Genomic DNA, 21,681 nt, shown 5'->3' on the forward strand with positions numbered 1-21,681 from the left:
GAGGTGTATAAATAATTGAAGCATTATGCTTGTCTCTCATTAGATGTCGTAAAATCGCAATCACATAATTTACAGCTAGTGGAGTCTCAATTGGTCAAACTAAAAAACCATCTGAATGATCAATTCAAAAATCAATTAACAATTAAATTTGATATCCGTAAAGGCGATGAATTAATTGGGGTTTTCGATTCTTTTAGTGATTTATACAGAGCAATTAGAGACATTGAAGATTATATTGAAGAAAATGGTCAAAAAATCACATTTTATATCGGATGTGGTTTTGGTAAGATTGATACGAAGAATAAAAGTAGTATACATGTCGCAAACGGCAGTGCAATCATCAACGCTTTATACGCCCGAGACCAAATAGTTAAAGCAAATGAAAGGGAAGCGAAAGTTTGGGATTTAACACCTCATAATAAGGTATTTTACTATTCTGAAGACTTCCCGTATTCTTCTGTCAATGCTTTGTTTTATTTTATTAGCGAATTAATCTACAAACGTAGTGAAAAGCAAAGAGAGATCGTTAAAGCAGTTAAAAACAACCCTGATGATACCTATGAAGCAATAGGGAAGAGATTTGGTTATAAGTCCCCTAAAACGAGTGTCAGCAATCATCTATATGCTGCTAATCATGAACTCGTATCGGAATCAGAAAAAAGCCTTATTCAATTATTAGATTTTCACCAAAAACAGCTTGAACAAGATAAGTGAGGATGTCAAAATATGGTCTATTTAGCTTTATTAATATTAGCACATTTTATAGCAGATTTTTCTTTCCAAAGTGACGATTTAATAAAAGGACGAAAAGACCCTAATTTTAAAGTTAGGAATAGATCGCTACTAAAACATGTGATGATTCATTTCGTTACAGCAGTCAGTTTGGCTTTAATTGGTATTCTAATAACTCAATCTATTAATCTATCAATTTTCTTAATGTTAATAATTATCATTACCCTAATGACTGTAACTCATTATGCGATTGATGCAGCTAAATATCATTTAGATCAACAGCTGACATCGCAAAAATGGAAGGCTTTACTATTTTTATTAGATCAACTATTACATTTAATCATCATCACTATTCCATTTATCTATTTAATGCAGTCATTTCATATAGTCAATAATGGGTTTGATTATTGGATTATTATTTTGATTCTGATCTATCTTAATACCGTAGTCGCATCACATTTCCTTCAAATTGTTTTGGAAAAAATAACACCACCAAACACGATGGAACAAATTGTAGAAGAAGAAGTTGATCGACAAGAGAAAGATGAAGATCCTCAAGTGCATACAGTCATCACAAGAAGTAAGACATCGTATCCAGACAGTAATCATAAAATTGGCCGATATATTGGGATGCTCGAACGAACATTAATTATGATGTTTGTATTTTCAAACCAAGTTATGGGAATTACCATAATCCTTGCTATTAAGTCAATTACACGATTTAAGCAATTTGAGGACAAACGTTTTGCTGAATATTATCTTATTGGTACATTATTAAGTATGATTATTGGAATTATGTTTGGTTATTTAGCAGGACTTATTTAACCGCTCAATAATAACTGAGCGGTTTTATCTCATTAAGGTAATAGTAGGGGAGACAGAGCTACTCGGATAATCTAACTGATTTAACAGTTCATCAATAGGTGCATTAAATAAGAAAACTCTTGGCCTGTTTTCCTCATCAAACGTTAATAGGTATGGTTTTTCATCTAGAGGTTGAATAATAATAACAGTATCAACTTCTGCGGTAAGCCACTCATTATCAATTGTTACCTTAGGTTCTAAGGGAATCTTAATCATGAAGCCACGATCAGGAATTGGATTAATCCCCTTAAAAATATCATATATGTTACTAATAATTTTCTCAGATTCTTCTTGTATTGAATCTGATTTAGTAATCGTTTTTACAACTTTTTCAGTTTCAATATCAAATATTTCAACTTGAAGTTCTTCATTAGTTGCTGTTACTGGTGATACAAAAAGTGAAATAGATAAGAAAAGTGTTTGAATAAATCCCATGCAAATCCCTCAATTCTTAGAAATCTTCGTTATCACCAGGAGTTGCTTCTAAAGCAATTTCATAAGCATCAATGATGGAATCTCTAACTTTTGGATCTTCAATAGGAACTAAATATTGTTCGGACCCTTCCTGCTCAATTTTCATAAGTATAGTATCATAATCATCTTTTAATAATGCATAGGAGTCATCCTCCATATCAAATAGAGCCTCAACAATTAATTCTCGTTCCTCACCTTGTTCATCTCGAATCATAATCCGATCGCGATTTTCAGTCACCTTATATACCTCCAATTAATTTTAGAAATGTAACTATAGTCTTTGTCACAATTAAAGATATTATGACTTAAAATAATTCAAACAAACGTTTGTTTGAAAAAAGGGAATTAGAAATATTTATGGAATCTATAAAGGAAGGGGGGATTAAAATGACTAATCAATCGGTTGTTGTCCTAGCAAGAATGAATAATAACTTTATTTTAATTAACCAATATCGGAAACCAATTGATGGTTACACCATTCAGTTGCCAGGAGGAGGGGTCAATCAAGATGAACCCCTTGAAGATGCAGTAAGAAGAGAGTTTATAGAAGAAACTGGATATCGTTGTGGCCAAGTAACTTTCTTAGGAAAGTTAAGACCCGCTTCATGGATATCAAATGAGGTTACATACGTTTACTATACTGATGATGTTATAGAGTATATTGGACAAGCTTTAGAAAGCCATGAGAATATAGAAGTATTAAATATGAGTACGAATGATTTATTAAAGAATATCGAAACAGGAAAAATTGTTGATTCCGAATTAACATACGCCTGTTTACAATGTCTTCTTAAAGGAATCATTAACATAAATATGAAAGGGTTAACATCATGAAATTGAGCGTATTAGATCAATCTCCCATTTCCAAAGGGCAGACAGCAGAAGAGGCATTACAAAATTCTTTACAACTAGCAAAAGAAACTGATCAATTAGGTTACCACCGTTATTGGGTAGCAGAACATCATAGTACAAACGGACTTGCTTGTACGTCCCCAGAAATATTGATAGGGCAAATAGCAGCTCAAACCAATCAAATTAAAGTCGGCTCAGGCGGTGTTTTACTACCTCAGTATAGTCCTTTAAAAGTTGCCGAAAATTTTAACATGTTATCAGCTTTTCACCCAGACAGAATTGATTTAGGGGTTGGCAGGTCTCCTGGGGGACCACAGAAGGTTAGGCAAGCGTTAACGGACGGACATAACAAAAACTTAAGCGCATTTTCAAGACAAGTTAAAGAGCTCCAATCGTTTATTCACCATTCATTTCCTATTGATCATGAATACCGAGGGATTAAAGCTGGTCCTAAAGTGCAAAGTAAACCAGATATCTGGGTGTTAGGTGTATCGGAACGAGGTGCTAAACACGCTGCAGTAAATGGGGTAGGGTTTACATATGGTCATTTTATAAACCCGAATAATGGAAAAGAAGCCATTCATTTGTATAAGAAGCGGTTTAAACCTTCTTTTAGTTTAAGTGAACCTAAAGCGAACGTCTGTATTTTTGTCGTTTGTGCTGAAACACAAGAAGAAGCTGAAGAATTAGCGCTTAGCCAAGATTTATGGCTTTTGAATGTAGGAAGAGGGAAGAGCACGGTGGTTCCACCTATTGACCTGGCTAAAAAACGAACCTATAACCAAGAAGAGATGGAAGAAATAAAACAAAACCGTAAACGCACATTAATTGGAACTCCTCGATCAATCAAAAAACAACTTGAGTCATTACAAGATTTGTATGATACTGACGAATTTTTAATCATTACCAACATATATGATTTTAATGCCAAACTAAAGTCTTACAAGCTATTAGCTGAAGAAATTCTTTCTTAAGCGTTCTGATAGTGAAGGAAACCTTATAATATTCTGCGAAGAAAGATAGATAATCTTTATACCAACATTTTTCTGTAAAGTAAGTTATAATATAGAAAGAGGCCTTTATAAGGTACGTCAAAATGTTGGAGGCAAAGATGAATAAATTAAATGTTCAGCACTACACAAATGAGTATAATGATCGTGTTACTCAAATGACTGAAACGATTGATAAACAAACGGTGGTAGCAAAAACGACTCATATCGTAAATCAAGATGCGGAGCACATTGGCTTTGTTAAATTAAAACGTGGACGTGAATACAGTTTAGAGTTCTTTGTAGATCAACCAGAGGATATTGATGCTAAAATTAATGACCTTAACGACATCACTTGGATAGAAGAACAAATGAAATTAGAGTTAACAAGACTCATCCGAGAAATGGGTGGAGAAGAACAAGTTGCCCAAACACACCCGACCTTATTTCGTACGAAAATCAATTAATTAATCCCGTTGGCAATAATGCCAGCGGGATTTTTATATTATATGAATAACTTATACAAACTGATGAAAACTATTGTATATATTTAACATTACTTAATTAAACATCTAAAAACCACTCCAAGCTAGGAGGCTCAACTATGAATGAACATAAAGAAAACTTAAAGGAACACCAACAAAATAGGAAATTATCTGCATCAGAATTAGGGGATTTATTTACGAATTACGTCGGAGATACCCTTTATTGCTGTATGTTTGATCATCAGTTAACGGTTATTAAAGATAAGCAAATTAAGGAATTATTAAACAAGGGTTTGGAAATATCCCAAAACCATATTACCAAATTAGAAAATTTATTTAACCAAGAAAGTATTCCGGTTCCCGTTGGCTTTGGAGAGCAAGACTTAAGGAGCGATGCACCAAGATTATTTAGTGATATCTTCATCTTATTTTATTTTAACCAACTCACCAGGGCTAATATGACTACTTTTTCTGATGCAATTGGTACATCTACTCGTGAAGACATCATTGAATATTTTGAAGCCTGTTTAGATGAAAACGTTCAGCTTTATGAAAAGTCCCTTTATATGCTGCTAGAAAAAGGCGTTGATACTTCGCCGCCAACCATTCCATATCCTAAGAAAGTTGATTTTATTGAAAAAGAAGGCTTTACTTCTTTTATAAAAGGAAAGAGAAGGCCTTTAACTGCACTTGAAATTAAACAACTTCAAATTAATATTAATACGAACACTTTAGGGAAGTCACTCATGCTTGCATTTAGTCAAGTAGCCTCTTCTGAAGCATTACGTCAATATTTTTATGAAGGAGTTCAATTAGCAGACAAACAGATCTCCCATTTAGGTCAGATGTTAATGAAAGAAAACTTACCAACGCCCAAAATAATGGATACCCATATTTCAGATTCAACCATAGCACCATTCTCAGATAAACTGATGCTTTATCACACGTTTTTAGCAAATGGTATCGGAATACAAAATTATGGCCTCGCCATATCTAAAGTATTACGACACGATATTCACTCCCAATTTGTCACATTGTCTGCAGGAATCGCAAAATACTCAAATAAAGGTCTCAACATTATGATTGAAAATGGATGGTTAGAGGAGCCTCCGACATGCGCAGATCGAGAAAAACTATCTAAAGACACTAAAGGAACTAAGTAGGATATGTTATGGACCAAAAACCAAATAAGATTGAAGCCATTATTTGGAGTATCTTGTTACCTGGATTTGGACAATTATTAAATGGACAGATTGTAAAAGGGTTAGTATTATTAACGTTAATCATTTTAGTCAATTACAAAGCAAAATTAAATATTGTCATGATTGCCTCTTTTAATGGAGATATACAGAGAAGTATAGAAGTGACGGATTATCAATGGCTAATGTTTTACCCTTGTCTTTATATGTTTGCGATATGGGATGCTTATAAAGATGCAAAAGGTGAAAACGGATTCTTAGCTTACTATCCATTTGTAGTAGCTGCTTACTTTATTACAGTTGGATTGATCTTTTCTTCAACATTAGATTTTTTTGGTTTGAAGCTAGGACCTGTCTTTTTGCCGGTTATTTTTGCAGGAATTGGAGTGTGGATTGGTTTCTGGCTGAGAAAAGTCGCTATTAAAATGGTTAGAAAATCACAGAATAAATCTCAATAATAAACAGATCAGGTATTTGAAATTATATAAATAAATGGGTAAAATCAGGTTGTAGACTAAGGAATTTGTACATAAAGTCCAAATACAACCGACAAGGAGAGGAAATAGATGAAAACCATTGAAACACAAGAGCAATATAAAAATCTAATCCAAAGTGAAGAACCAGTGGTCATTAAATTCGTAGCTGACTGGTGCCCAGATTGCAAACGAATGGACTTTTTCATCGGCAGTGTCTTAGAACAATTTGATGAGTTTCCATTTTACGAAATTGACCGTGATCAATTCCCAGAAATTGCAGAAGAACAACAAGTAATGGGAATTCCAAGTTTATTAATATTTAAAAATGGTGAGAAGATCGGTCACTTACACAGCGCAAATGCTAAAACTCCTGACGAAGTCACTGATTTCTTTAAAGATTACTTTGAAAAGGTAACAAGCTAATACAAAACACACCCCAGTTTGAACAAAAACAAGTGTTCACAACTGGGGTTTTTATTTAACGATTAATTGTGTTATTAAAACATATAAAATAAAAAGCTAGATAGAAACACTATTATACTTGCAATAAACGTGGGACTGATTTCAAAGATTTTCTTTTTTACGGGTGTCATATCACTTCCGTAACTAAGAGAGGCAGTGGCGTCATAGTAATTAGATATTCCGTTACTATTTAATGTGAAAAAGGCTACAATGACACCGAGAACAAACGCAGTGTACTCGATTTTAATACCTCCAAAAAATGATATAGCCAAGATAATGGCATATAATATCATAAACCTAATCAAAACTTTAATTACATAATCCTTCATAGCATCACCTTATGTATATAGTCTATTTTTACTATATCATAATTATTGACTTAATTGTAAGAATATTGTGTAAAGAGGGGTGTGAAAATGCAATTCGCGGTGAATTACTCTAGAGAAGCAGAGTATTTAGTTGAAAATTCACTAATTGATGTGGACTTATTTAAATGTCCGGATTTTAGTGAATCACTCATTCAAAAGGCTCAAGAAATTAAACCATGTTACATTCATTTTGGGTTAAATGCTGGAAGCAGGCAATTAAATCATATTGATTGGGATCAACTTTTTAAGTTAAAGCAAATGACTCAAACACCCTATGTTAACGTTCACGCAGTAGCATTTTGTGAACAGTATCCTGGTATGGATGTTCTTACTGAGGAACCTTCTCATATTGAACGTATTATAGATGCTGTTGTAAATGATATAAATAAACTTGGGGAAGCGGTTGGAATTGAGAATGTCATCATGGAGAATGTGATCTGTAGAGGACCAGGAGAAAACATGTTTAAAGCAATAATTGAGCCGAACGTATTAACTGAGATTGTAAATAGAACAGGCTGCAGTTTCCTGCTTGATATTGCTCATGCTCAACTATCTGCATTATCACTTGGATTTAACGTTAAAGATTATATATCGAGGATGCCAATTACAAACTTAAAAGAATTACATATAACCGGTATTCAAAAAGATAAAAATGGTCGACTTCGAGATAGCATGCCTATGACCGAAAATGATTGGGATTTGGCCAACTGGACTCTTAACAATATTAAAACTATTGAGTGGCCGGAACCATGGGTCGTTGCTCTTGAATACGGCGGGGTAGGGCAGGCATTTGAGTGGCGTTCCGATCAGAAAGTATTAATAGAACAAGTACCTAAACTTTATGAAATGGTGAAAACAAGTCAATAAGAAAAAGAATTGAAATTTATTCTTCTACAATTGTAATGCGTGATATGGGGGGAGAAACATCCTCAATAGAGACTCAGTATTTCATCCATATGCTACTATATTATTTAAAATTAGAAAGTTGGGTGATTGTATGATCAACTTTTCAAAAATGAATTTAGCTGATACATTATTTCAATTATTTAGTATAGCTTTAGTTATACTTTTTATTGTTTTAGTTATTTCGCTGATTAGATTTTTACTTAAATCATCAGACACAATGAATAAAAGGAAAAATGATAATAGCTAAATAATCAAGGATGCCTGAACTAGTTAACGGCTTCAAAATAAGATTTGTGCGCATGGATATACTATTTCTAAAAGGAGGTATATGCATGTCAGAAGAGAACAAAAATAGGAACAAAGACAAAGGTAGACAGAAAAATGTACTTAAGTATAATACAGAACCCAAGAAAGATCGTGCAGATGATACTGAATTTGCTGAAGACAGTGAGTTCTTAAATATTAATGGGAAAAGAAACAAAAGGAAGAAAAAATAAAATAACAAACTAAACAAAAAGCACTTCAGTTTTTGACGGCACAAGCGTTTAATAACTGAGGTGTTTTTTGTATGGAGAGTAAAACATTTAACATACAGAACAAACATTCGTATAATAAATATTAAATGAAGATTTCTTTAAAACGTGGACACCTGAAATGGCTTATATTCTCGGATTTTTTTATGCAGATGGCTATATAGCAAAAAACAATCATTTAGTAGCTTTTTCACAGAAAGATGTAAAAATATTGGAGGACATTAGAAAAGAATTAGATTCTAACCACCCGATAAGAATAAATAACAAAACCGGAGTTTACAATTTAATTATTAATAGTAAATTATTAAAAAATGAGCTAATGATTTATCATAAAGTTACTCATAACAAATCAATTGACGCCGTTTTTCCAGATGTGCCAAAAGGATATTTAAGTCATTTTATAAGAGGATATTTTGATGGTGATGGGCATATTTACAAATCTGGTTATTTAATTTGCTTTGTAGGCGGATCTAAAGAATTTATGACTTCATTAAGAGATATCCTTGCGAAAGAATCTTTTAATACTAGAATAATTATTGAGAAGCCAATAAAAGGCTTCTCAACTTATTTAAAAATATTTAGGTAGACATAATATATATTATAGGAAGTTAGATAAAGAAGTTATTAGTTTATAACTACATTAAGATCATTTAGCATAATCTATATTTGCTATTAATTTGAGTTATATGTAGATTAATACATCGTTCCATATAAACCTTCTAGATTACGACAATATTCCTTTTACTATTTAATCATCTCTAGATCTGTAGTAATATAAAATTAAGAATATTCTTTTCAGGAGGTTTTGTGTTTTGACTAAAGCAGTTTGGAATCCAAGTAACGATTACATTAAAAATACTCGTCTATACGAGCTTATGCAGCAATCCGGTTATTCTAATTATGATGATTATTACAAACACACTATTAAAGATATTTCATCCTTCTGGGATCAAGCTGTTAAAGCTTTAGATATTCAGTGGTATCAGGATTATGACGAAGTGGTTAATTTAGACAAAGGTATTATGTACCCTGAATGGTTTGTAAATGGAAAAATGAATGTGGCTCATAATGCGTTAGATAAATGGGCATCTGATTCTTCTATAAAAAATGAAAACGCTTTAATTTGGGAGTCTGATGATGGATCTGTCGTTAAATATACATTTAAAGAGCTTCAGGATGAAGTGAATCGCATTGCAAATGGTTTAGTTAATCTAGGCGTGCAAGAAAATGATATTGTAACCATTTATATGCCAATGCTACCTGAAACAGTTATTGGTATGCTTGCTATTTCTAAAATCGGCGCCATCTTCTCTCCTGCTTTCTCTGGTTATAAATCTGAAGCTGTAGCAAAAAGAATTAACGCTGCTGAAGCAAAATTTTTATTAACGGCTGACGGTTTTTATCGCCGAGGAAAAGTTGTTAATCTAAAAAATGAAGCTGATCAAGCAGTTGCCTCCTCTCCTTCTATTGAGAATGTCATCGTTGTTAGACGTAGTCATGAAGAGGTTAATTGGACGGATCAAGATGTATCTTGGGATGAGATTAGAACGAAAGAGACTTCTTTTGAAACGAAACAAACAAATGGTAACGACCCATTCATGATTATTTATACATCTGGTACTACTGGCAAGCCTAAAGGTGCTTTACACACCCATAATGGATTTCCATTAAAATCAGCTTTTGATGCTGGGATTTGTATGGATGTTTGCAAGAGAGATACCCTTTTTTGGTACACTGACATGGGCTGGATGATGGGGCCATTCTTAGTCTACGGTGGCCTAATAAATGGTGCTTCCATTTTAATGTTTGAAGGTACGCCCGATTACCCGACCCCTAGCCGCATTTGGGAGATTGTAGATCGTCATAAAGTTACTCACTTAGGTATTTCACCTACTTTAATTCGTTCCATTATGAATTTAGATGAGAGTTATGTGACCAAAAACGATTTATCCTCATTAAAAATGATTGGTTCTACTGGTGAACCCTGGAATGAAGAACCTTGGTTATGGTTGTTTGATAAAGTATGTAAGAGAAAAGTTCCGATTTTCAACTATTCAGGTGGAACAGAAATATCTGGAGGAATTTTTGGTAATGTTTTAGTAAAGCCAATTGCTCCAGTCTCATTTAACGCAGCTCTACCAGGTATGGACGTTGATGTTTACGATGACGAAGGACAATCTGTCAAAAATGAAGTCGGTGAACTCGTTTTAAAACAGCCTTGGGTAGGTATGACGAACGGATTTTATAAAGAAAATGAGCGCTATGAAAATACGTATTGGAATCGATATAAAGAAACTTGGGTTCACGGTGACTGGGTAGTTTTAGATGACGAAGGTTTTTACACAATCACTGGACGTTCAGATGATACATTAAATGTTGCTGGTAAACGCTTAGGACCTGCTGAACTTGAATCGATTTTTGTAGAGCACGATGATGTTGTAGAAGCTGGTGTCATAGGTGTACCAGACGAAGTAAAAGGTGAAAAGCCAATTGCTTTTGTTGTTGTAAAAGATCAACCATTGGATGAAGAAGAATTAACTCAAGTATTAGTGGATCATGCTATCCAAAGACTAGGTAAAGCAATTGCTCCAAGAACCGTTCATATTGTAGAAGATTTACCAAAGACGCGTAATGCTAAGGTGATGCGTCGTGCAATTAAATCCGCCTATCTAGATAAAGACGCTGGTGATCTATCGGCATTAGAAAATCCTGATGTTGTTGAACAAATTAGACAGTTAGGTAAAGGTGTAAAAAATTAAACCACATAGAAACTGAGCACTCTGTGTATTCAGAGTGCTCTTTCATTGTGTTAATCTAAAAGTACATAACGAATCAACTTTTACTAACCTTTATCTTTAATTAGTTTTTCAATACGTTCAATTATAAATATTGTGCAGCCTACAATTAATGCACTTAAGAAAATAATCCCCGTATATACTGGACCAAAATGACCTGTAATAGAGTTAATCCCTGGGAATAAAAAACCAAGGTTAATACCAATAATATATACAAATACATAACTAAAAATAATTGTTGCAAGTATAGCTTTCAACTTTTTACCTCCTTTCAATTTGTATAAACATTTATTTTGCAACGATCTCCCCTCAATTTTCCAAAGTTTGATAGATATATTCTGAGTGTAACGTTCTCCATTTTTATATTATGAACCTAAATTTTACATTGAGTTTACATAATATTTTTATAATCAACTAGTTCTAATATTCTCTCCAACTATTTTTCCAGTGAATAAACATCCTCCTAAAAATGACCCTTCAAGTGCTCGATAACCGTGGACTCCTCCGCCTCCAAAACCTGCTGTTTCACCTGCTGCATAAAGCCCCTTAATAACACATCCATCAGAATTTAACACTTGGCCAGACAAATTAGTTTGAAGCCCGCCTAAAGTCTTTCTACTTATAATGTTAAGCTTTACAGCAATAAGGGGGCCATTTTTAGGATCTAATATTTTATGTGGTTTAGCGGTACGGATCAGTCTGTCACCTCGGTAAAATCTTGATCCTCTCAAAGCTGTAACTTGGAGATCTTTAGTAAAGAGATTATCTAACTCCCTGTCTCTAGCTTCTATTTGTTTTTTAATTTCATCTTTATTTAATAGAGAGTTATCTACTAATTCATTCATTTTATTGACTAGATCATCAAGATTATTAGCCACTACAAAATCTTCACCTTGATCCATAAATGCTTGAACAGGACCGGGCGCTCCACTTTTTAATCGTTCTAATAACCTTTTATAACTTTTTCCGGTTAGATCTGGATTTTGTTCAGAACCTGACAGAGCAAACTCTTTTTCTATTATTTTCTGTGTCAAGATAAACCATGAGTAGTCATAACCTGTCTTCATAATGGTCTCTAATGTACCTAAAGTATCAAATCCCGGGAAGTTTGGTGCTTGAAATCTATTACCTTCAGCATCAAACCATAAAGAAGATGGCCCAGGTAGAATTCGGATACCATGTTCTGTCCATACAGGAGAATGGTTCTTAATCCCTTCTGTATAATGCCACATGCGATCTCGGTTAACGATTCTCGCTCCAGTTTTTTCGCTAATCTCTAACATCCTGCCGTCCACATGATCAGGAACACCCGAAATCATATTCTGTGGTGATGATCCGAGTCTTTCAGGCCAATTTTTACGTATAAGATCAAAGTTGGCACCAATTCCACCACTTGAAATCACTATTGTAGGAGATTTGTATGTAAAATCATCAATCACTGTCCTTGAACTTTTTTCACCACGTTTAGCGTTACTTGGTTCAAGAATCGAGCCCTTAACGCCAACAGCTGCTCCATTTTCAATTAAGAGTTGATCAACTCGGTGACGAGGGAGATAAGTTACAAGACCTTGATCTATTTGTGTTCGGATTCGTTTTTCAAATGCTTCAACAATCGCAGGTCCCGTTCCCCAGACGATATGAAACCTCGGAACTGAGTTGCCATGTCCATCAGCAAGATATCCTCCACGTTCAGCCCAACCGACGACTGGAAAGAATTTAATCCCAAGCGATCTTAGCCAATCTCGTTTTTCGTCAGCCGCAAAATCAAGGTAAGCTTCTGCCCATTGTTTAGCCCAGTAATCTTCATCGTACAATCGATCAAACCCTGCAGAGCCCATCCAGTCTTGATAGGCTAACTCTTTAGAATCTTTAATACCCATTTTTCGTTGTTCAGGTGAATCTATTAAAAATAACCCACCAAATGACCACCAAGCTTGGCCACCTATTGACGTTTCAGGCTCTTGATCTAATAAAAGCACTTTTTTACCGCCGTCTGCAATTTCTGCTGTTGCTGTCAATCCAGCCAAACCTGCACCTACAACTATTACATCGAATCCCAATATAATTCCCCCTTATAAGGTAAAAGACCCCGCCATAGTCAGCGAGGTCTCGTTGTTGTATTAAACTGGATAAACTCCATGTTTGCGCTCTGTAAATGTTAATTTTTTGGATTGATAAGCTTCTAATCGTTTGCTTAAGTGATCACGCAAATCATTAGGCTGAACAATATCATCAATGACCATTTCTGAAGCTAAACGATAAATATCGATATTTTCTTTATATTCTTCCTGCTTCTCTTTTATGAATGCAGGGCGTTCTTCCTCAGGTAATTCAGCAATTTTATTCGCATATACGGCATTTACGGCCGCTTCTGGTCCCATGACAGCGATTTGAGCTGTAGGTAGTGCAATCGTTACATCTGGTTCAAAGGCAGGGCCTGCCATAGCATATAATCCCGCACCGTAAGCTTTACGGACAACAACTGAGATTTTAGGTACCGAAGCTTCACTCATTGCCGAGATCATTTTTGCACCATGACGGATAATACCAGCACGTTCTACTTTAGTCCCAATCATGAAACCTGGAATATCCGCAAGGAACACAAGCGGAATATTAAATGCGTCGCATAATTGGATAAACTTAGCTGCTTTATCTGCTGAGTCGTGGAATAATACGCCGCCTTTCATTCTTGGTTGGTTCGCTATAATTCCTATGGTTTGACCATTAATACGACCTAAACCAGTAATTAACTCCTTGGCAAATTCGCGTTTAATCTCACAAAAACTATCTTCATCAATTAATCGTTTAATTAAATCGTACATATCAAATGGAGCGTTTTGGTTTTCTGGTATCAATTCTCTAATAGACTTTTCAAATTTTTCTGGTTTAATCGCTTCTTTTACTGGTGGTTTACTTCTAAAGTTCTCTGGGAAGTAAGTAAGGTATTTCTGAGCGTACTCAATAGCTTCCTGTTCGTTATATACAAGAACGTCACCTACACCAGATACTGAACAGTGCATACGTGCTCCGCCCATTTCTTCTAGGGTAACCTTCTCACCAATAACCTTCTCAGCCATACGAGGTGAACCAAGGTACATAGATGCATTTCCATCAACCATGACTACAATATCACAGAAGGCTGGGATATAAGCGCCACCAGCTGCGGACGGCCCGAATAATAGACAAATTTGTGGCACTCTTCCTGACATTTTGACCTGATTATAAAAGATACGTCCTGCACCGCGGCGATTAGGGAACATCTCAATTTGGTCTGTAATACGTGCACCAGCTGAATCTACTAAATAAAGCATCGGGACTTCTAACTTCATAGCTGTCTCTTGTATTCTAATAATTTTCTCAACTGTTCTTTTACCCCAAGAACCAGCTTTAACGGTAGAATCATTCGCCATCACACAGACCGTTTGGCCATTGATTTTACCTAAGCCTGTTACGACACCATCTGCCGGAAGGCTATCATCCATGCAATTTGCGAAAAAGGCATCTTCAACGTCGATTCCTTCATCAAAAAGCATTTTTAAACGATCACGAACAAACATTTTTCCTTTTTCGGCGTTCTTTTCGTGGTACTTTTCTGCTCCACCTTTTTCAATACGTTCTTTTAGTTCTTCATGTAAGTCGGTTTTGATCAAGTTACTCACCCTTCCTGTGTTATTTACCGGTAAAGCTCGGCTTTCTTTTTTCTCTAAATGCCGATAAAGCTTCAATACGGTCTTCAGTTGGAATGGTATTCATGTAGCAATTTCTTTCAATCTTAAGACCTGTTTTTAAATCATGGTCAAAGCCTTGATCAATTGCTTTTTTAGCCATTTTCACTCCAACTGGTCCATTAGATGCGATTTGTTTTGCAACTTCTAAAGCTTTATCCTCGAGCCCGTCTAATGGGGCAACTTCTTCTATTAAGCCAATTTCTTTTCCTTCTAGGCTATCAAAGCGTTTGGCCGTTAATATGTAATACTTCGCTTTCGCTAGTCCTATTAATCTAGCTAAGCGCTGCGTACCCCCAGCACCTGGTATAATCGCCAGTGATGTTTCAGTAAGCCCCATTTTGGCATTACCACTCGCAATTCTAATGTCACAGGCTAAAGCTAACTCAAGGCCACCTCCAAAGGCAGCACCATTAATGGCAGCAATCGTTGGTACTTCAAGTGCTTCCACTCGAGTGATTACTTTACCGATTTCACCAACAGTCTCAACGACCTCATCTTGCGTCATCGTTGCGCGCTCTTTTAAATCAGCACCTGCACAGAAGGCTTTTTCACCTTCCGAGGTAATAATCACTGCTCGCAGATTATTATTTGATTCTACGTCTTTCAAAACGTCATTTAAATCTGATAAAAGCTGCCTAGAAAACGCATTCGCCGCTTCTGGCCTGTTTAGTTTTAAAACACCGACATGTTCATCAGTAATCGAGAATGTGACCGTGCTCATGAAACTCCCCTCCTAACTCAATGCTTTTTGTGTGCAAATATTCATTTGTTTACTAGGTAAAGGCTTATTAATCTTATTTTGAATAAATTGACCTGCTTTAAGTAATTGGTCGTGATCAATACCCGTTTGAATGCCCATTTCATGTAACATGTGAACTAAATCATCCGTTGCAACATTACCTGAAGCTCCTTTTGCATAAGGGCATCCTCCTAAGCCGCCTAACGCACCGTCAAATATAAAAAATCCTTGTTCTAATGAAACTAAAGTATTAGCTAATGCCATCCCCCTTGTATCATGAAAGTGCAAAGCAATTTGATCTTTAGGAAACTCAGTTGATATTAGGTTTAAAAACTGTCTTACTTGAATAGGATTTGCCACTCCAATGGTATCGCCTAAAGATAATTCATCAATTCCCATATCAAATAAATTTTTACATACATTGATTACTTGCTGCTCATCAACTTTACCTTCATATGGGCAACCAAAAACAGTTGACACATAACCTCTAACTGACTTCCCAGCTTTTTTAGCTTCATCTACCACTTCGCCTAATACTGGATATGTTTCATCGATCGATTTATTAATATTTTTCTTATTATGCGCTTCACTTGCAGACATAAAGATCGACACTTCATCGACGTCAGCTTCAATAGCCCCTTCTAGACCTTTCATATTAGGTACTAAAGCAGAATAGGTAATACCTTCTTTACGTTTAACGCTTTTCGCAACTTCTAAAGCATCTTTTAATTGCGGGATCCACTTAGGATGGACAAATGACGTCATTTCTATATAGGATAAACCAGTCTCTGATAACTGGTTTATCCATTCTATTTTATCTTCAGTCTTAATCTCTTCTTTTTCGTTTTGTAGACCATCACGAGGGCCCACTTCTTTAATGATGACTTCTTTTGGAAGACTCATAGTGATTCTCCTTTGTTATCGTAATTACTCAATAACGGCAATAACGTCTCCTTCGTTAACGAAATCCCCTTCGTTTACCTTTAACTCTTTAATTGTACCTGATGCTTCAGCAGCAATCGGAATTTCCATTTTCATAGATTCTAGGATGACAATATCCTGACCGTTTTCAACTTGATCTCCTGCTTTAACCACTACTTTCCATACGTTACCTGCCATGTTTGCTGTTACTTGATTCATGATTGATTCCTCCTATTGATTAATTAAAATATGTTCTTGAATAAAAGATGTACGTGTTTGGCCATCTTTAAATGCTTGCAGTTCAACAATATCCCTTAATAATGGAATGTTAGTTTTAATTCCATCTACTTCATAACCTGATAACGCTTTTTTCAAATTCTCAACGGCTTCTTCCCTGGTATTACCACTAACAATTAACTTTGCAATCATAGGGTCATAATAGGGGGTTACTTGGTATCCATCGTCAACAGCTATATCATGTCTAATATAAGATGCTTCAGGTAAAGTAAGTTTTGTAATTTTACCTGGCGACGGGAAGAATGTTTTAGGGTCTTCTGCATAAATCCTAGCTTCAAGTGAATGCCCTTGAATGGTTAAGTCTTCTTGTTTTAACGTTAATTCTTCTCCATTTGCAACTTTTAATTGCTGTTCGACTAGATCAACACCTGTAATTAATTCCGTTACAGGGTGTTCGACTTGCAAACGAGTATTCATTTCTAAGAAATAAAAGTTTTGATCTTCATCTACTAGAAATTCAATCGTACCAGCATTTTTGTAATCAATCGCTTTAGCAGCTTTTATAGCTGCATCAGCCATTTTTTGTCTCGTTTCTTCAGTTAATAGTGGTGAAGGAGCTTCTTCAATAACCTTTTGGTGTCTACGCTGAATGGAGCATTCACGATCAAATAAATGCAGTACATTTCCATGATGATCAGCCAGTAATTGAATTTCCACATGGTGCGCATCTTCAATCACTTTTTCGATAAACATCGTTCCATTACCGAAAAATTGTTCAGCTCTTCTTGCATTACTTTCAAATGCTTTTTCGAGTTCAGCATCGTCATGAACAATTTGCATGCCGATTCCGCCACCACCGTGAGATGCTTTTAACATAACTGGGTATCCGGTTTTGTTTGCAAATGTTTTAGCTTCGTCTGTATTGGCAATAGGGTCGTTTGTACCAGGGATAATAGGGACACCGGCTTCTTCCATAGTAGCTCTTGCTGTTAGTTTACTACCCATCTTTTCGATTGCAAAAGCATCAGGTCCGACAAAGGCAATCCCTTCATCTTGAATTCGCTTTGCAAAGTCTGTATTCTCACTGAGTAAGCCGTAACCAGGATGAATGGCATCTGTACCTGTCTCTTTAGCCACCTCTATAATTCGATCTACATTTAAATAGCTTTCGTTAACACGAGCAGGACCAATTAAATGTGCTTCATCTGCTTCTCTAACATGTAATGATTCTTCATCTGCCTCAGAATAGACAGCGATTGTACGAATGTTTAGTCGTTTACAAGTTTTAATGATTCGTCTTGCAATTTCACCACGATTTGCAATTAAAACTGTTTTAAACATAACATCTCTCCTATTTATTGTTTTGCATAATCAGTTCTTTTGCTTGTTCTCTAAGTTTAAACTTTTGAATTTTACCACTTGCTGTCATTGGGTATTCATCCGTAAATTCAATGTATCTAGGAATTTTATAACGCGAAATTTTACCATCACAGAATTCGCGAACCTCATCAGCTGTTAGTTCTTTACCCTCTTTCGTAATAATCCAAGCCATTAATTCTTCCCCGTATTTAGGGTCCGGAACGCCGATCACTTGAACATCGACTATATCAGAATGAGTGTATAAAAATTCTTCAATTTCACGAGGATAAATATTTTCACCGCCGCGAATCACCATGTCTTTTATGCGACCTGTAATCTCTACATAACCTTCTTCATCCATCACACCTATATCTCCAGTGTGAAGCCAGCCTTCAGAATCAATGGCTGCTTGAGTAGCTTCTTCATTCTTATAATAACCTTCCATGACAAGATAGCCTCGAGTACATAATTCTCCTGGTGTGTTTGGCGGCACTTCATCATCTGTACCTGGGTGTACGATTTTTACTTCAACATTAGGGTGAGCTTGACCTACAGTACTTACTTTACGCTCGATCGAATCATTTGTACGAGTTTGAGTGATGACTGGTGATGACTCCGTTTGGCCATAAGCAATGGTAATATCAGATACGCCCATTTTGTTCATAACATCTTTCATCACTTCCATTGGGCAGTTAGACCCCGCCATGATTCCTGTGCGTAATGAAGACAGATTATATTTCTCAAAGTCAGGATGATTTAATTCTGCAATAAACATGGTTGGCACACCATGGACTGCTGTACACTTCTCTTGATCCAGCGCTTTTAATACCGCTTCAGGCTCGAATTGTTCGATTACAACCATAGTCGCACCTTGTGACACAGTCGCTAAAGTTCCCATAACGCATCCAAAACAATGGAAGAATGGTACAGGAATACATAAGCGGCTTTCCTTTGATAATTCAATACATTCAGCAACTTGTTTACCATTATTAACGATATTGTAATGAGAAAGCATAACCCCTTTCGGGAAACCAGTTGTGCCAGATGTATATTGCATATTAATAACATCTCTGTAGTGTAATTGTCTTTGGCGCTTTTCAAGTTCACGATCTGTCACTCGCTCACCTAACTGAATTAAGTCTTGCCAGTTATAGCAGCCAGGACAGTCCTCATCACTTAGTAAGATGACATTTTTTAATTTTGGTAGTTTACTAGATTGAATGTTTCCTTTTTCACTATTTTTTAATTCTGGTAATATTTCATTTAATATGTCGAGATACGAGGTTCCTTTGAACGTTTCCGTTAAAATCAAGGTTGTTGTGTCAGATTGTTGTAGGAGATATTCCAATTCTTGAGCACGATAACTTGTGTTAACCGTAACAAGAACTGCACCTATTTTTCCTGAGGCAAACTGTGTTGTGACCCACTCTGGTTTATTATCCGCCCAAATGGCGACATGTTCGCCTTTTTCAACACCGAGAGCCATAAGCCCTTTAGCAGCTTCATTTACCTTTTGATCAAATTCTTGATACGTCCAGCGAATATCTCTTTCAGGATATACGACTGCCTCATGGTCTGGATGCTCCTTTACTTTCCTATCTAATAGCTCACCAATCGTTAGTTCGAGTAATGACATACAACCATACCTCCTTAAAAATTAACAACCTAATTGTCTAGCAATGACTAAACGCTGTACTTCAGATGTTCCTTCACCAATTTCGAGTAGTTTAGCATCTCTTAAATAACGCTCAACTTCATATTCTCTCATGTAACCGTAACCGCCATGAATTTGAATCGCTTGGTTGGCTGATCGAGTAGCTGTTTCTGATGCAAATAACTTGGCATAAGCAGCTTCTTTAGTAAATTTTTTGCCTTGATCTTTTAACCAAGCAGCTTTTAAGACCATCGTGCGTGCTAATTCAACCTCCATCGCCATATCGGCTAATTTAAATTGAATAGCTTGGAAATTAGAAATGGACTGACCGAACTGTTTACGTTCTTTCGCATACTCAAGGGCCTTATCTAATGAGGCTTGAGCAATACCTACACCTAAGGCAGCTATTGAAATACGTCCACCATCTAACGTGTATAAGAATTGTTTAAACCCTTTATCTGGATCTCCAAGTAAGTTTTCTTTTGGTACACGCACATCTTCAAGAACAATCTCTGCTGTGTTCGACCCACGTACTCCCATTTTGTCGTAGTTGTCTGTAATCGTTACACCTTTTGTATCAGTCGGTACGATGATAGCCGATATGATATTTTTGCCACGGTCATCTTTTCCTGTGACAGCCGTTACGATGATTTGTTGAGCGTAAGATGCATTCGTGATGAAACATTTTTCACCATTAATCACATACTCATTACCTTCTAACTTCGCCGTTGTTTTCGTTCCTCCTGCATCAGATCCGGCATTTGGTTCAGTTAATCCAAAAGAACCTAATGCTTTACCACTTGCAAGCGGTTTCAAAAACTTCTCTTTTTGTTCTTCAGTTCCAAAATAATAGACTGGACTTGATCCAAGTGAAATCGCAGCAGCATAGCTTAATCCTGTGCTTCCGCATACGCGTGCAATTTCTTCAGCTGCTAATGCGTATGATACAGTATCTCCACCAGAACCTCCGTATTCTTCTGGAAATGGAATACCGAGTAAACCTAACTCTCCCATTTCTTTAAAAATATCTTCTGGAAATTCTGCATTGACATCAATATCTATGGCTCTCGGTGCAATCTTTTCCTGTGCAAAGTCACGAACCATCTTTCTAATCATCTCTTGCTCTTTTGTCAGTTCAAAATTCATCTTTCATCCCCCTTATAGAATAAGACCGACTAGTTGGTCTGTATTAATGTTAATGAAAACGCTTACTATAAGCGCTTATTAAAAAGTCTAAAATTCCAATTCCTTTGAAAGCTTAGACGTCTGATATTGATTGAATGCATCTTCTGTTAATAATCCTGTGAAAATGATGTCTATGTATGTTGATGCAATTTGATCGATTGTTTTAGGTCCATCTTTTTTATACCACTGGTAGGTCCAGTTGACCATACCAAGTATAGACATGGTTGTAACAGTCGTAGGTAGTTCTTCCCTAATGTATCCTAATCGTTGCCCTTCTTTAATCACCCCTTTTAAGATTTCCTCATATTCATCTCTTTTGCTTTTAATAAGCTGGTAGTAATCATCTTTAAGATAATTATACTCCTGATTAAAAACAATGATGTGGTCATTATAAAGATCATAGACTCGAACTAAAGATTTCAACATTTCATGTAGCTGTTCAACTGGGTGTTGGTACCTTCTTTTTGCTCGGTTGGCTTCATTTAACACATAGGATACAAACGTATCATGAATGACATAAAGCAATTCATCTTTTGATTTGAAATGGTGATAAAAGCCACCTTTAGAAGTTTGACAATGTTCGACTATGTCTTTAACTGATACACCATGGAAACCTTGTTCAGAGAATAACTGGAGTGATGATTGAATTATTTTTTCGCGTAATTCCGACATAACCCCCTCCTTACTTAATGTATATATTATCATAATTTTTATAAATATCAA

24 protein-coding genes are annotated in these 21,681 nt (G+C 35.8%); 12 read left to right on the plus strand and 12 right to left on the minus strand.

The annotated features are described in order from the left end of the window. Positions 1-90: 90 nt before the first annotated feature. On the plus strand, positions 91-714 hold the full coding sequence (locus ACFSW4_RS00175; RefSeq protein WP_377326673.1) for a hypothetical protein: 624 nt from the start codon (positions 91-93) through the stop codon (positions 712-714). A gap of 12 nt (positions 715-726) precedes the next feature. Next, positions 727-1,557, plus strand: a complete 831-nt coding sequence (locus tag ACFSW4_RS00180; RefSeq protein ID WP_054754603.1) for a DUF3307 domain-containing protein — start codon at positions 727-729, stop codon at positions 1,555-1,557. A gap of 24 nt (positions 1,558-1,581) precedes the next feature. Here ACFSW4_RS00180 and ACFSW4_RS00185 read toward each other — a convergent pair whose 3' ends face one another. Both ACFSW4_RS00185 and ACFSW4_RS00190 read right to left on the minus strand, forming a co-directional pair. Next, entirely contained in the window at positions 1,582-2,031 is a 450-nt protein-coding gene (locus ACFSW4_RS00185) for a hypothetical protein (protein ID WP_054754602.1), read from the minus strand. 16 nt (positions 2,032-2,047) lie between these two features. Next, a complete protein-coding gene (locus ACFSW4_RS00190) occupies positions 2,048-2,308 on the minus strand; it encodes a DUF1292 domain-containing protein (RefSeq protein ID WP_279401868.1) in 261 nt (86 codons plus the stop codon). 149 nt (positions 2,309-2,457) lie between these two features. Here ACFSW4_RS00190 and ACFSW4_RS00195 point away from each other — a divergent pair, with 149 nt between their 5' ends. The 10 genes from ACFSW4_RS00195 (at position 2,458) to ACFSW4_RS00240 (ending at position 11,099) form a co-directional block, all read left to right on the plus strand. After that, entirely contained in the window at positions 2,458-2,904 is a 447-nt protein-coding gene (locus ACFSW4_RS00195; protein WP_054754601.1) for an NUDIX hydrolase, read from the plus strand. Next, a complete protein-coding gene (locus ACFSW4_RS00200; protein ID WP_377326676.1) occupies positions 2,901-3,896 on the plus strand; it encodes an LLM class flavin-dependent oxidoreductase in 996 nt (331 codons plus the stop codon). Before ACFSW4_RS00195 ends, ACFSW4_RS00200 begins: the two co-directional genes overlap by 4 nt. Positions 3,897-4,033: 137 nt before the next feature. Beyond that, positions 4,034-4,378, plus strand: coding sequence for a hypothetical protein (locus ACFSW4_RS00205; RefSeq protein ID WP_054754600.1), 345 nt, complete (start codon positions 4,034-4,036; stop codon positions 4,376-4,378). Positions 4,379-4,515: 137 nt separating this feature from the next. Continuing rightward, entirely contained in the window at positions 4,516-5,559 is a 1,044-nt protein-coding gene (locus ACFSW4_RS00210; RefSeq protein ID WP_377326678.1) for a DUF3231 family protein, read from the plus strand. An 8-nt stretch (positions 5,560-5,567) separates the two neighbouring features. After that, complete coding sequence (locus tag ACFSW4_RS00215; protein ID WP_377326680.1) at positions 5,568-6,053, plus strand: hypothetical protein; 486 nt, start codon at positions 5,568-5,570, stop codon at positions 6,051-6,053. Between the two features lie 108 nt (positions 6,054-6,161). After that, positions 6,162-6,494 carry a thioredoxin family protein gene (locus ACFSW4_RS00220; RefSeq protein ID WP_054754599.1) on the plus strand — a complete coding sequence of 111 codons (333 nt, stop codon included), beginning with the start codon at positions 6,162-6,164 and terminating at the stop codon, positions 6,492-6,494. Between the two features lie 455 nt (positions 6,495-6,949). After that, on the plus strand, positions 6,950-7,768 hold the full coding sequence (locus ACFSW4_RS00225) for a multinuclear nonheme iron-dependent oxidase (RefSeq protein ID WP_054754598.1): 819 nt from the start codon (positions 6,950-6,952) through the stop codon (positions 7,766-7,768). Positions 7,769-8,139: 371 nt separating this feature from the next. Then, positions 8,140-8,304 (plus strand): hypothetical protein, encoded by a 165-nt coding sequence (locus ACFSW4_RS00230; RefSeq protein WP_279401863.1) that lies wholly within the window; start codon positions 8,140-8,142, stop codon positions 8,302-8,304. 157 nt (positions 8,305-8,461) lie between these two features. After that, positions 8,462-8,926, plus strand: a complete 465-nt coding sequence (locus ACFSW4_RS00235) for an LAGLIDADG family homing endonuclease (protein ID WP_377326682.1) — start codon at positions 8,462-8,464, stop codon at positions 8,924-8,926. A gap of 226 nt (positions 8,927-9,152) precedes the next feature. Beyond that, on the plus strand, positions 9,153-11,099 hold the full coding sequence (locus ACFSW4_RS00240) for an AMP-binding protein (RefSeq protein ID WP_377326684.1): 1,947 nt from the start codon (positions 9,153-9,155) through the stop codon (positions 11,097-11,099). Between the two features lie 83 nt (positions 11,100-11,182). Here the strand turns inward: ACFSW4_RS00240 and ACFSW4_RS00245 are convergent, their stop codons facing one another. The 10 genes from ACFSW4_RS00245 to ACFSW4_RS00290 all read right to left on the minus strand — a co-directional run bounded on the left by ACFSW4_RS00245 (position 11,183) and on the right by ACFSW4_RS00290 (position 21,630). Continuing rightward, positions 11,183-11,392 carry a hypothetical protein gene (locus ACFSW4_RS00245; protein ID WP_377326686.1) on the minus strand — a complete coding sequence of 70 codons (210 nt, stop codon included), beginning with the start codon at positions 11,390-11,392 and terminating at the stop codon, positions 11,183-11,185. Positions 11,393-11,545: 153 nt separating this feature from the next. After that, entirely contained in the window at positions 11,546-13,195 is a 1,650-nt protein-coding gene (locus ACFSW4_RS00250) for an FAD-binding dehydrogenase (RefSeq protein ID WP_377326688.1), read from the minus strand. 60 nt (positions 13,196-13,255) lie between these two features. After that, a complete protein-coding gene (locus ACFSW4_RS00255) occupies positions 13,256-14,785 on the minus strand; it encodes an acyl-CoA carboxylase subunit beta (RefSeq protein ID WP_377326690.1) in 1,530 nt (509 codons plus the stop codon). A gap of 19 nt (positions 14,786-14,804) precedes the next feature. Then, positions 14,805-15,584 carry an enoyl-CoA hydratase-related protein gene (locus ACFSW4_RS00260; RefSeq protein ID WP_377326692.1) on the minus strand — a complete coding sequence of 260 codons (780 nt, stop codon included), beginning with the start codon at positions 15,582-15,584 and terminating at the stop codon, positions 14,805-14,807. Positions 15,585-15,596: 12 nt separating this feature from the next. After that, positions 15,597-16,505 (minus strand): hydroxymethylglutaryl-CoA lyase, encoded by a 909-nt coding sequence (locus tag ACFSW4_RS00265; protein WP_377326694.1) that lies wholly within the window; start codon positions 16,503-16,505, stop codon positions 15,597-15,599. 24 nt (positions 16,506-16,529) lie between these two features. Beyond that, positions 16,530-16,742: an acetyl-CoA carboxylase biotin carboxyl carrier protein subunit gene (locus ACFSW4_RS00270; RefSeq protein WP_054754596.1), complete on the minus strand. Its 213-nt coding sequence runs from the start codon at positions 16,740-16,742 to the stop codon at positions 16,530-16,532. A gap of 12 nt (positions 16,743-16,754) precedes the next feature. Further along, on the minus strand, positions 16,755-18,101 hold the full coding sequence (locus ACFSW4_RS00275; RefSeq protein WP_377326696.1) for an acetyl-CoA carboxylase biotin carboxylase subunit: 1,347 nt from the start codon (positions 18,099-18,101) through the stop codon (positions 16,755-16,757). A 10-nt stretch (positions 18,102-18,111) separates the two neighbouring features. After that, entirely contained in the window at positions 18,112-19,755 is a 1,644-nt protein-coding gene (locus tag ACFSW4_RS00280; protein WP_377326698.1) for an AMP-binding protein, read from the minus strand. Positions 19,756-19,776: 21 nt separating this feature from the next. Beyond that, positions 19,777-20,919, minus strand: a complete 1,143-nt coding sequence (locus ACFSW4_RS00285) for an acyl-CoA dehydrogenase (RefSeq protein ID WP_377326700.1) — start codon at positions 20,917-20,919, stop codon at positions 19,777-19,779. 87 nt (positions 20,920-21,006) lie between these two features. Further along, entirely contained in the window at positions 21,007-21,630 is a 624-nt protein-coding gene (locus ACFSW4_RS00290; RefSeq protein WP_054754595.1) for a TetR/AcrR family transcriptional regulator, read from the minus strand. Between the last annotated feature and the right edge of the window lie 51 nt (positions 21,631-21,681).

Source organism: Piscibacillus salipiscarius (genome assembly GCF_042685285.1).
GTDB lineage: Bacteria > Bacillota > Bacilli > Bacillales > Alkalibacillaceae > Piscibacillus > Piscibacillus salipiscarius.